The 13,155-nt window shown below is 50.0% G+C and carries 7 protein-coding genes; 5 read left to right on the top strand and 2 right to left on the bottom strand.

What is annotated here, in order from left to right; translation table 11 throughout:
• The first annotated feature begins 382 nt into the window (after positions 1 to 382).
• Positions 383 to 649, top strand: a complete 267-nt coding sequence (locus tag HA050_RS18465) for a hypothetical protein (RefSeq protein WP_166829474.1) — start codon at positions 383 to 385, stop codon at positions 647 to 649.
• A gap of 112 nt (positions 650 to 761) precedes the next feature.
• On the opposite strand, the gene HA050_RS18460 is transcribed toward HA050_RS18465, so the two are convergent.
• Entirely contained in the window at positions 762 to 2,123 is a 1,362-nt protein-coding gene (locus HA050_RS18460) for an aminotransferase-like domain-containing protein (RefSeq protein WP_166829471.1), read from the bottom strand.
• A gap of 68 nt (positions 2,124 to 2,191) precedes the next feature.
• On the bottom strand, positions 2,192 to 3,553 hold the full coding sequence (gene ccoG, locus HA050_RS18455; protein ID WP_166829468.1) for a cytochrome c oxidase accessory protein CcoG: 1,362 nt from the start codon (positions 3,551 to 3,553) through the stop codon (positions 2,192 to 2,194).
• A 297-nt stretch (positions 3,554 to 3,850) separates the two neighbouring features.
• Here ccoG and HA050_RS18450 point away from each other — a divergent pair, with 297 nt between their 5' ends.
• From HA050_RS18450 to HA050_RS18435, 4 genes are all read left to right on the top strand, one after another.
• A complete protein-coding gene (locus HA050_RS18450) occupies positions 3,851 to 4,552 on the top strand; it encodes a BPL-N domain-containing protein (RefSeq protein WP_166829465.1) in 702 nt (233 codons plus the stop codon).
• A 90-nt stretch (positions 4,553 to 4,642) separates the two neighbouring features.
• Complete coding sequence (locus HA050_RS18445) at positions 4,643 to 5,881, top strand: deoxyguanosinetriphosphate triphosphohydrolase family protein (protein ID WP_166829462.1); 1,239 nt, start codon at positions 4,643 to 4,645, stop codon at positions 5,879 to 5,881.
• A gap of 262 nt (positions 5,882 to 6,143) precedes the next feature.
• Positions 6,144 to 7,826, top strand: a complete 1,683-nt coding sequence (locus HA050_RS18440) for a ShlB/FhaC/HecB family hemolysin secretion/activation protein (protein ID WP_166829458.1) — start codon at positions 6,144 to 6,146, stop codon at positions 7,824 to 7,826.
• A gap of 370 nt (positions 7,827 to 8,196) precedes the next feature.
• A complete protein-coding gene (locus HA050_RS18435; protein ID WP_166829454.1) occupies positions 8,197 to 13,083 on the top strand; it encodes a hemagglutinin repeat-containing protein in 4,887 nt (1,628 codons plus the stop codon).
• Positions 13,084 to 13,155 lie beyond the last annotated feature (72 nt).

Below are 13,155 nucleotides of genomic sequence, written 5' to 3'. Positions count from 1 at the left end.
AATCAGCCTTAGCGCACACGCTATTGCCTCTGAATATGAGCTGCTGCAAAACTTCCTCAAATGTGACGATAGTTTTAGCCAGTATTAAGCAAAGAATCCAGATGCAGCAAATGGTGCCAAGCTGGTTACTAACGGCGACCTTGCAACTTTCGAGCTTGGAGCCCCTCACGATGTAGCAAAAGATTTAGGGGAGCTTGGCGAAGGTATAAGTGAAATAACACGACGTGCTGGATTTACGCCGGAGCTTCCATTAACAGGACCAATATCTGCTCTTATCTATACAGAAAAACATTTCAAAAGCACAAAAAACCATTATGTCAAAAATGGAAAAGAAGAATACTACGAGTGGCGATTTTCATCAAAAAAATCAAAAAAAGAAATAATGGAACAACTTAATAAAATTAAAGCCGCACCAAAATGGACATGTGATTCAGATAACAATTGTGCAGAATATCGCCAATTTAAAAAAGGAAAATGGGTAACAACTCCATCAAATAAAGTTAACGAAAACAAGCCATATCTGAAAATAGCATTAGAAGGATCTGCTCATATGTATGCTGAATCAGATATCGAATGCAAACTTATTGTGCTTGGTAGTTTTCTTCCTCCAAATATGATTAAGAGCCTTCATTCTAATTGGCAGTATTAGCCCAGTAGCCTTGGCTAAAGTTTTATCAGCCCAACATTTCAATGAGCAGAACAACTTTGGGCTGGTAAATCACTAGCCTAAGCTACCTGTACTAACAAACAATAGAGCAACTTCACGCTATCAACATCTCCTCCCCCAACCACCCCAACACCTCCCTTTGCCCCGAATAAAAACTGGCATTCAGCCTGAGCTGGTTAGCAAGCGGCCCGCCTTGGGGGTAGCAGAGCCAGCCGGGGGCGAAGTGGATTCCTTGGACCAGGGCTTTTTTTAATAAGGTGCTCAGGTCGATGGCTTGTGGCAGGGTGATCCAGAGCAGGTAACCGCCGGCGGGGATTTCTACATGGGTGCCAGCGGGAAAGCAGGCGAGGATGTCGGTGCGCATGGCTTCAGTGCGTTTTTGTAATTCAGTGCGTAATTTGGCAATGCTGCGGCTGTGTAAATCGCCCGCGAGTAAGGCGGCCAGCGCCAGTTGACTGGGGAGTGGCGAGCTGAGTGAGCTGCAAAATTTAAGGGCGCGGATGCGATCGCTCCAGCGGCCCGGCTCTATCCAGCCGACCCGATAACCGGGGGCGATGGTTTTGCTGAATGAGCAGCAATGCAGCACCAGGCCCAGCCTGTCGTAAGCTTTAAGTGGCAGCGGGGCTTTATCGGCAAAGTGCAAAGCGCGGTAAGTGTCGTCTTCGATAATCGCCAACTGGTATTGATAGGCTAAGTCGAGCAGCGCCTGTTTATCTGCCTCGGGCATACAGCGCCCGCTGGGGTGCTGAAAATTGGGCATCACCAGCAAGGCGGTGATGGCTTGCTCTTGCAAGAGCGCCCCAAGCGCGGGCAAATCTAAATCAGGCTCGGAAGCGACTTCGATCACGCTGATCCCCAGCTGGCGAATCAGGCTAAGCACACCGGGGAACGCAGGCGTGACTACGGCAAGGCAGGGCTTACTAATGCCTTGCACTACGGCTTGAATCGCCAGCGATAAGGCTTCCATACCGCCACAGGTCACGATCAGGTTTTCCCAATGCAAATGCACGCCTTCGCTGTGATACATACGGGCAATCTGGCGGCGCAGCTGATCTAGCCCCAGCATGGGCTGATGATTCAGTGCCTGCGGATAAGACGCCATGGCCCGCATTAATTCACGATTCAGGGCACGGGTATCGAGCAGCCCGGCATTGATAAAGGGCGAGCCCCAGGGCGCAGCAACGTTTTCTAACAGGCAGAGCGGATCGAACTCGCCAGCGGCCAGCGCATCCACCTTCTTGCCCTGCCCCGCCACAATCACCCTAAACGCCGCACGCGGCTCGGCCTCTGCATAAGCCAGCCGCTCCAGCTCATAAAAGGCTTTTTTGGCGGTGGTCATGCTGACCTGGTGCGTTTGGCAAACCGAGCGCAAGGAAGGCAGCTTATCGCCAAGCTGGTAATCCCCCCTGTCGATGGCAAGGGTAAAGAAGTCGATTAATTGCTGAAATTTACTCATACACTCAGGGCTGGATTGCGGCCTGACAGGCCGCTCTGCCATAGTGTAAAGCATTGGTAAATTCAGCTTCAATGTAAGGCCAGAAAACTGCTTGGTGCGCTGACTTTCCACGCGGGGTAGTTGCGGCTTTTGGCGGTGAAGACGATAGGCACGCTGCCGCTGGATTGGGCGACTTCCAGCCTTACCGTAACCTGCCGGTTGCTGCCTGCGGGCAGGGCAATCACAGGCTCGTCGCTATAGATTTCTACACCAGGCAAGCCTTCAACACTCAGCTCTAAATGCTGCTCGGTGGCCGAGCTGTTGCCCAGTTGCAGGGTATAGCTGTTTTCCAGCCAGCCTCTGTCCGTTTCACGCGCAAGGATATTTCTGTCTCTGGCAATATCTAATTTGAGCGGCTGGCGCTGCAGCAGCGACAGGCTGGTCAGCCCCAATACCAGCACCACAGCCAGGCCATAAAGTGCCGCCTTAGGGCGCAGCAGATGCTGCCAGCCCAAACTCACCGCGCCGGGCTTGTGCATATTTTGCTCATTGCTAAAGCGAATCAGGCCGCGTGGTTTTTCGATTTTATCCATCACCACATCACAGGCATCAATACAGGCGGCGCAACCTATGCACTCGTATTGCAGGCCCTTACGGATATCAATACCCACCGGGCAAACCTGCACGCAGATATTACAGTTCACGCAATCTCCCTGCGGCGCGGCGGCTTTATGCTGAGTGCCACGCGGCTCTCCGCGCACTGCATCGTAAGCCACCACCAGGGTTTGCTGATCAAACATCGCACTTTGGAAGCGTGCGTAGGGGCACATATGCTTACACACCTGCTCGCGCAGTAAGCCCGCCAGCACATAGGTAAAGCTGCCGTAGCTAAAAATCCATAGCCATTCGATTGGCCCAAACGCCAGCGCAGGCAAAGCGCCCGCCATCTCACGGATCGGGCTGAAATAACCAACAAAACTAAAGCCGGTCCAAAAGCAAAACAGCAGCATCAGCGCATGCTTGGCTGATTTACGCAGCACTTTTTCTGCCGACCACGGCGCGGCATCCAGCTTGGCCCGCTGCATATGGCTGCCCTCGGTCAGGCGATCTATCCACAGCATAATGGTGGAATACACCGTTTGCGGGCAGGCATAACCACACCAGATGCGCCCGGAAAGCGTACTCCAGAAAAATAGCGCAAATGCCCCCGCCATCATCAGCGCCATTAAATAGATAAAATCCTGCGGCCAAAAATTAAAACCAAACACAAAAAACTGCTGCCGCGCCAGATCAAACCACACCGCCTGCTGCCCCTGCCAGTTAAACCAGGGCAGGCCAAAGAAAATAAGCTGGGTAATGATGATCATCAGCACCCGCCAATTATTAAACCGCCCCTTAGTCAGGCGCGGATAAAATTGTATGGGTATGGCTTTAACAGGCTTGGCAGACATGGCACAAATCCAATCAGCAAAAGCCACTTTATACGGTGGAACGCCACTGAAACAAAGACACAGGCAGGCACAGATAAAGGTACACAGGGCCAAGCTGCACCGCCTGCAAAAAACGCCAAATTTCACCAATGACAGTGTCACGCTTCTGCAGTAGGCTGCGTGACTGATTCAGACCGAAGTAAAAAAAACCACTGATTTTTAATATGCTTAGTAAGAATTGCCAATGGCAGGGATTTAATTGTGCATAAAATAAATTTATTCATTCTTATGATTACAGCGGCCATTTCAGCAGGTGCAATGGCGCAATCCCCGAAAGCAAAAAAAATACTTATCTATAACGGCCCAGGCACTTGCCAGGGGTGCCCGGAAGCCATTAGCAGCTTATTAAAAAAAGCCGGTTTTAATACTCAATATATAAAGCCCGGCCAGCTTACTAAAAAAAACTTTGAAAAAACAGCCATGTATGTACAGCCGGGCGGCAGCGATGATGCAAGTGAAGTCATCAACGCGCTAAGTAAAAATGAAATAAAAAATTTAAAAAGTTTTGTATTTAATGGTGGTAAATATTTAGGAATATGCTCTGGCGGGTATCTGGCTGGCCGGCATATTGTTGATAAAGACACCATTAACTCTTTCAGCTTATTGCCCACCACGGTTGATGAAGAACAGGAAGATCCTGATTCTAAAGTTGAAAGAATAAAATGGAAAAATAAAAAACTATCCGTTTATTTTCAATCCGGCCCGGCATTTAATTTAAAACACCTTCCCAATGCTGATATTTGGGCTATATATACAAAAACCGGCAATGGCGCAGCATTAATTAATAAGTATGGCCACGGTAAAGTGGGCGTCATTGGCCCGCATTTAGAAGCAACAGAAGATTGGTTTGATGATAGTGACCTGGAATCCCCCGGCCTGAGTCATCATTTACTGATGGATTTTATTAACACATTGTTGCAAGATAAAAGTATTTTAAAACGCATCATTCTGAATGGATAAATGCTGTTGGCGTAGCCGGGCATTTGCCCTCTCCAGTGCAGATCACCTGATGCTGTGAATGCCTCACAAAGGATTAAAAACAGGAACCCCATGTACTCAGCCGAAACACTGGAATTTGCTCAGCATAAAGAGAATGAAGCAGAAAAATTAGCTTACCGTTTCCACGCCGAAAAAAGCATGGGTGGCCGGGACCGCGATAACTATATGCGCGATTACGCCCGCGTTTTGTATTGTTCATCTTTTCGCCGCCTGCAAGGCAAGATGCAGCTGCTCAGCGTAAATAACACTAAATTTAGCCGCAACCGCCTGACACACAGCTTAGAAGTGGCCCAGATCGCCCGCAGCATTGCCATGGATTTAGGCCTGAAGCACCCGGCCGTTACCGAAACCTGCGCGCTGATCCATGATATTGGCAACCCGCCATTTGGCCACCATGGCGAGCGGGTTTTACATTTGCTGGCAAAAGATGTTGGCGGCTATGAAGGCAATGCTCAGGCATTCAGAATTGTGCACAATTTAGAAACCAAGAGTATTCATTACTCTGGCCTGAATTTAACCCTGCGCACGATTTGGGGCACGATTAAATACTTTCATACCTCGGCAGAAAACCCGAATAAATTTCTTTACGATGACAATTACATTTTTTTAAAAGAACAATTAGATAAACACAATATTACCGACACCAAAAGCATAGACGCGCAAATCATGGATATTGCCGACGAAATCGCCTATGCTGCGCATGATTTGGAAGACGCCATTAATGCCGATATGGTGGATATGGGCGAGCTGCTTTACGCTTTTAAAATCAGCGAGAAATACAGCGATGCTTATGACACCTTTAAAGAGATTATTGAATCCTGCCAGAAAGAAGCCGGCGACGCTTATTTAATGCGCACCTCAGAAGAATTCTCTTACATCTTTATTAAAGAACTGACATCCACCATTATCAACACACTATGCAAAGATATTGCCGTGGTAAACAATAATGGCGTTGAGGAAATTGGCTATCTGCACCACGCCAAGCTGGCAGCAGGCCTGAAGAATGTTCTGTCTAAAATGATTCTTAAAAAGAAAAGCATTCTGCAATATGAAAAACGCGGTGAAAATATTATTCGCGGCTTGTTTCAGGTTTATTCTGATGAGCAATACAACCCGGACTTGCAATTATTCCCCGCCGAATTACGCTACCGCGTGGGCAAGGAAAACAGAACCCGCCTGATTACCGATTATATCTCCGGCACCATGGATGCCTTTGCCACGCAGGAATATATTAAATACTTTGGTGAATCTGAATACAATAAATTATATAAAAACCATATCGCGCCATAGGCAGGCCTGATTTTTCATTTCCGCGCCGCTGGGAATCCCTTACTCAACAGGGGTTCCCAATAAAAACATTCAGGTTTAGCCCTCAAACCAGACCGATACTGCGCAGCATTTCACACTCCCTCTGATTAAAACCCCATCCCCTCTTTTGCCATGCAATACGCAACACCTGGCATCTTCCACTAAGCACTATGAAGTACAGACATTCATTTACAACTTGCCTAATTTAAAAAAGGAAAACGAATCAATCAGCAAAGAGCCCATATTGACGAATACTCAACGCACTCTTTTATCTGCCCTGCTTGCTGGCTTTAGCATGGCAGGCACAGCTGCAGATACCAAGCCAGCCCCGCCCGTGATGCAACAATCGATGGAAGATCATTCCCGCCGCATGATGCAGGAAAACGCTGATCGGTTTCGCAGCATTGTGAATGATCACCGCATGCGTCAGCTTAAAAATGACGACAGCCCCCTGCCAGCGCCTCCCGCCTCCGCCATGCAGGAATTTGACTGCCTTGCCATCAAAGGGCTGAAGCTGGCAGGCATTTCACTGCTAAGCCATGCAGAGGTGAATGCGCTGGAGCGGCCCGATGCCGAATGCCTGAGCAATCAGGACATCAATCGTTTTATTCAGGCGCTCACCACACTTTATGTGCAAAAAGGCTATATTGCCGCGCGCATTTTGGCATCCGGGCCAGATGCGGACGGAGTATTAACGCTCAAGGCCGTAGAAGGCCATGTTGAAGCCATCCAAAGCACCGACCGCCGCCTGAACACGGCCACTTTGTTTCCGGATGTGATCGGGCAGCCGCTGAATATCAAAGATATTGATCAGGGGCTGGATCAGGCTAATCGCTTGCAATCCAACCATGCCACAGCCGATATTCTGCCAGGGGAGGCTCAGGGCGGCTCGGTTCTGCTGCTGCGGAATCCTGAATCCCAAGCCTGGCATGGCGGGATATCAATGAATAATGGCGGACAGGAATCAACCGGCGAGTGGATTGCAGGCATCAATGCATCATGGGACAGCCCATTTGCGGCGTCTGATTTCATCAGCGTATCTACCCAAAGCACCACTGATAATCCCAATACCCGCTATAGCCGCAGCAGCTCTTTGTTTTACTCCCTGCCCTATGGCTACTGGACACTCAGCGCTTTTGCCAGTGAATCCCGCTATTTAAATACTCAGCAGTTAAATATCAACACCATTGAGCTGTCGGGCGAATCCAGCCAGAGCGGCGTGCGGCTGGATCGCGTGCTGGCCCGCAGCCAGCATGGCACCAGCACGGCCAGTGTGCAGCTCAGCCATAAGCGTTCGGATAATTATTTTGCAGATGCCTGGCTGGATATCAGCAGCCCCAAGCTCACCGTGCTGGAGCTGGGTTTTAACCAGATGCTGATCAGCGACAGCGGCATCTGGGTGCTGGATGCATCGCTGGAAAAAGGCCTCACCTGGTTTGGTGCAGATCAGGAGCGGCCCATCGCAGACTGGCCCACGCCAGAATTCACCAAGGCCAAGTTAGGCATCAGGCTCTATCGCAATTTTGCAATTGCTGAGCAAGCCCTCAGCCTGCAAAGCAGCTGGAACTGGCAAGGCAGCCGTGATCGCCTGCCCGCTATCGAGCAATTAGAGCTGGCCAGCCAGTCGGCAATACATGGCTTTAAACGTAATTCTTTATCTGGCGATACAGGCTGGTATTGGCGTAATACCCTGTCTGCCCGCCTGCCTGTGGCGGATGCTTATTTAAGCCCAAGAATCGGCATCGATGCCGGGCGGGTTTTACAAACCAACCTTGGCTATCAAAACCTAGCCGGGATGACGCTGGGTTTAAGCCTGAATATGCAGGATATAAATATTGATTTGGAATACAACCGGGCACTTTATATGCCCGATGAATTTAAATATGAAGAAGGCCAGATGATTGCCAGATTAAGCTGGCAGTTTTAAAGCGGCTTTTCTCTCAAAGATAGGGTGGGCAAGTTTTTAGTCCCACACGTGCCCACCCTACACAGCTTTTTGGCACTCGCCCTTAAATCAATCTAATTCCTCCCCTCAAAAGCCAATCTGCAATATTCACAAAGTACATCTGCAAGAAGCATAAATTTGCGGCGACTAAGCGTTTGCAAAGAACAATGAGTCTTAATCACCCCATATTTTGCCTGTTTTCAAAAAAAAATGACTTTTAGTGTGAATACCCTATTAGGCAAGCCCTGCAGGGCTGTATTAGCCTTTGCTAATAGCACTTTCAAAACAATTTTTTTGCGATAAACCATGTGGTGATCAGCACTCTGCTCAACAAACTCAAGAGGCACGAATAATGAACTTTAATCTATCAATCAGCGGCAAAATTTCTGCCGCACTCATTATGGCCTTTGTGCTGACAGAGAATGTATCAGCCAACGGGATTGTAGCCGGGGGCGATGCCGCTAAGCAGGCGCAAATCAGCACTGCAAATAATGGCGCAGCGGTGGTGAATATTGTTGCTCCCGGCGCAAGCGGTTTATCGCATAACCAATTTAAAGACTTTAATGTAGGCACAGCCGGGGCTGTTTTAAATAACTCAACAATTGCCGGGCAATCACAATTGGCGGGGCAGCTTAATGCCAACAGCCAATTGGGCAATCAGGCCGCTAAAGTCATTTTAAATGAAGTGGTCAGCCGCAATCCATCCTTGCTATTAGGCAAGCAAGAAATCTTTGGTATGGCTGCCGATTATGTATTGGCCAATCCCAATGGCATTAGCTGCGATGGCTGCGGCTTTATCAATACCCCCCGCGCTTCATTATTAGTGGGTAATGCCAATGTGCAAAATGGCCAGATCCAGTCATTGGAAGCCGCAAAAAATAATAATCTTTTGCAGGTAAAAACCGGCGGCGCGTATGGCGAAAAGGTATTGGATTTAATTGCTCCGCGTATTGATGTACGTGGCAATGTGCAGGCTAAAAATGCCGTCAATGCAGTGGCTGGCTTTAACAGCGTGCCTTTCGATCATTCTGTGGACAGCATCAGCGGAAAAATGCTGAGCAGCACCACCGCCCCAACCGCAAACGGCTCTTTAGACAGCTATTACCTTGGTGCCATTCAGGCGGGTCGGGTTAATCTGATCAGCACCGCAGCGGGTGCCGGGGTCAATATCACAGGCCAGGTTCAGGGGCAGGAAGCGCTTAATATTGAAAGTGCGGGCAAGCTGGCGCTTAACGCGGCTCAGCTCAAAGGCGGGACCATTGCACTGCAAGCCCAGGATATTGAAAGCAGCGGCAAAATCAGTACTAAAAACACGCAAGACCAAAGCCATGATGAAAGCTGGTTTATCTGGAAAACCGGCGAAACCGATAAAAAATCCGCCAGCAGCAAAAGTAGTATTGAGCGCAGCAGCATTCAGGGCGGAGAGGTCCGGATCAAGGCCAGCAATACCGCAACGCTTGCAGCGACTGATATCGACAGCAATAACCTGAATCTCAGTGCAGCCAGGGTTAATTTGGATGGCCAGCTGCTCAGCAATAGCGAAAGCAGCAGCAGTAATGAATGGAAAAACTCCTGGGCGTATAACAAGGCTGAATCCAGCAGCACAGAGCAGCAAATTGGCACGCGGATTAAGGCCCGGAATGATGTTCAGATCAGCGCTACCGCAGGTGATCTGAATCTGAAAGGCAGCAGCATTCAAGCCGCAAACCAGTTAGAGCTGGCTGCCAGCGGCAATATTGCGCTGGCTGGTTTAACAGAGCGGGATAGCCAATCGGATAAGGGCAATCGTAAAAACGATGGTGCCAGCCTGCAAACCGGCTCATGGGATAACAGCAGCAGCACCGGGCGCCTGGTGAGCACGGCATTGCAAAGCGGTAAATCGCTGATCATTAATGCAGCAGGCAATATCGATGCCACAGGCGCACAGATTAATGCCGGAGCAGACAGCCAGATTGCCGCCAAAGGCACGCTTAATATCGCCACACAAGCCATTGCCAGCAGCAGCCAGACTCAAAACCAGCAAAAATACTGGGGCGGGATTGGCGGCGGGGGCGAAAAAAACAATGGCACAGATCAAAGCATTAATGTGCGCTCCAATATTAATAGCGCAGGCAAACTCAGCCTGATTGGCGGGCAAGGCATACGCGTAAATGGCAGCACAGTAAAAGCCAGCCAGGGCGCTTATGCTCAGGCCACCGCAGGCGGCGTCATCATTGACAGCGCACGTGATTTAAGCAAAACCAGCATCGATCAGCGTAATGGCACGGTGTTTAATATCACCAGCAGCTCTAATCAAACTAAAAGCAGCGTTGAAACCAATCTGGCATCTGCTTTGCAATCCGATGCAGATTTAAACATTGTTTCTGCCCAGGATATCGCGGTGATTGGCAGCAATATCAAGGCAAAAGACCAGCTCAGCCTTGCGGCCAAAGGCAATATTGATATCAGCAGCGCCGCAAATACCGAAACCAGCAAGGGCACAGAAACCAAGCTGGAAGTGAACGGCTACGCCAAAGAACAAAGCGATAAGCAATACCGGGCTGGCGTACGCATTGAGCACACCGAAACCAAAACCGATATCGAAAAAACCAGCAACACCGGCTCAGCCATCAGTGGCGGCAATATCAGCGTAAATGCTGGCAATGATGTGGCCATTAAAGGCTCTGCCCTTGAAACCACCCAAGGCAATGCAGATATCAGCGGCAAAAATGTGGCTATTACCGCTTCGCAAGATACAGAAAAATCCAGCACCAGCAGCACTGTCACGGGCGGTGGTTTTTACTACACCGGCGGCATTGATAAAGCAGGCAGCGGCTATGAAGTGGGCCAGAGCAGCCAGCAAACCGATAGCAATAAATCTGCCGCCAACACCTCTTCGGTAAAAACAGCGGGCGATTTAAATATCAATGCAGGCAAGATCAGTAATGAAGGCACACAGCTGGCAGCGGGCGGCAATGTTGCACTGAAAGCCGGCAGCATTGATAACAAAGCCGCCACCAATACCAGCCATACCGATACCAAGAGCAGCAACTGGAGTGTGGATATCGGTGCCAATGTGGATTACAGCAAAGTGACCCGCCCGGTTGAAAAAGCTGTTAATGGGCTGATCACTGGCAAAGTAAGCGATACCCTTGCCATTGCCTCTGTGGCAGGAAAAGTTGGCGCGCCCAATGTGGGGGTCGATGTGCAGGTTAAAGCGGGCAATGGTCAGGGCAGCAGCGACAGCAGCAAGGCGATTGTCAGCCAGATCAGCGGCAAAGATATCAGCATCAATACCAAGGGCGCACTGAGCGATCAGGCCACGCAATACAAGGCAGATGCTGCCGTTCATATTCAGGCGGGCAGCCATGATTTAAGCGCCGCAGCCAATACACAATCGTCCACACAAAAAACGGTGCAGGGCCAGGCAGATGCACGGGTTTATACCGAAACCGGCAAAGATGTAAATGTGAATGCCAGCGGCAAAGGCGGCAATCAAACCACCGCCTCCAGCCAGTCCGATGCCGTTACCGGCAGCATCAATGCCAAACAAGGCATCAATATTAATGTGCAGGATACGGCCAGCTATCAGGGTAGCCAGATCAATGCAGGCGAAGGCAAAACCGTCATCCATGCCGGTGGCGATATCCGCTTTGATCAGGCGAATAACAGCCAGAGCGCCAGCAGCAACAGCGTGGCTGGCAATGCCAGGCTCAATGTAAATGTGAGCAAATCAGCCGGCGGCGGCGCGGGTGTGGGCGGGCAAATCAACAGCAGCGAAAGTAAATCCGGTACGGCTGTAGTTGGCAGCCTGGATGGCAAGGGCGGCACAGAGATTAAATCGGGTAAAGATTTGACTCTGCAAGGCACGCAGATTGGCAAGCAAACTGCCGCAGGCGATGTCATGCTGCAAGCCGCCGGTAAAGTGGATTTTCAGGCGGGCAGCAATAGCAGCAGCAAAACTGGCTCTGCGATTGGCGGCAATATCAGCGCTGGCGGCGGCTCAAGCGAAAGCAGCGGGAAATCATCCGGCAATGTGAACTTTACTGCTGATTTTAATATTGGCAAGGTCAATGAATCAGCCCATAGCCAGACCGCAGGCAGCATTAACAGCAAGGGCAATGTAGTGATCAGCGCAGGTGCGGCGGCCAAAGATGCGGTGAGCCTGACAGGCACGCAAGTTAAAGCAGAAAACGTGGCGCTGGATGCTGCCCATGGTGGCATCAGCATTCAATCTGCCCAATCCGGCAAAGAAGTGAATAACTGGAATCTGGCCATTGGCGGTGGCGCAAAAGCAGGCCAATCCTTTAATAAAGACAGCAATGGCAAGGTGGATGAAGGCAAAGACACCTATGGCTTTAACGCTAAAGTAGCGGTGGGCGTGGATAAGCAAGATATCTTGCAACACCAGAATGCCAATATTGAAGCAGGCAAGGTCAGCCTCAACAGCGGCAAAGATGTGAGTATTCAGGGCGGCAATATCAAGGCTGATGTGGTGAGCGGCAAAGTGGGCGGAGATTTAATCGTCAGCAGCCAGCAAGATCGCGATCACAGCACCAAGGCAGATATCAGCCTTAGCCTGAATGCCGAAAAACATCAGGGTGAAAATGGCCTGGTTGCCGATAAATTAGGCGGGCTGGGCGATACCGTAAAAGGCAAAGCCACCGGTGCAGTCAATAAGGCCGCCGATAAAGTAGCAGACAAGTATGAAAGCTTTGCCTTTAACAAAGGCCTGAAAACCGATACCACCCAGGGTGTTAGCTTTTCGGCCAAAGACGGCGGCAGTGTTGCCCTGCCGGAGCAGCTGACCAGCGGGCCATCAGAGGGTGGCAAGGTGGATGGTCTGGCGCGTAAAGCAGGTAATGGCATAAAAGAAGCGCTGCTTGGCCATGATAAAGAAGGCTCATCGATCACCCCATCGCTTGATTTAGCCATTAAACACAGCGCCAGCGATTTTGTAAAAACCGAATCAGGCATCAGCGGCAAGCAGGGTGTAACGCTGGATGTTGGTGGTAAATCGGTTTTAACCGGCGCTAAAGCAGAATCCGCCGCAGGCAAAGCGGCAATTGGCCATGTAGAAACGCATCAGCTCAGCGGCCGGGAGTATTCGGTATCTGCAGGCATTAACGCATCCACCTCGCCTGGCGAAGTGATTTCCAAGGGCATAGATAAAATCAGCTCGGGCAGCACACCCGTACTACAAGTGGGTGTGACCAACCAGGCGCAAGTCATTGATGGAGCCCTTATTTCAGCAAAATAATGCTTATAAATTACCTGCGTGTATCTTACGCAACAGGTAAATCAAATAGCTTATATTCAATATGAGTAATTT

This window comes from Iodobacter violaceini (assembly GCF_011601265.1).
GTDB lineage: Bacteria > Pseudomonadota > Gammaproteobacteria > Burkholderiales > Chitinibacteraceae > Iodobacter > Iodobacter violaceini.
The sequence above is the reverse complement of the archived record's forward strand: the minus strand, read 5'-3'. Positions and strand labels throughout refer to the sequence as shown.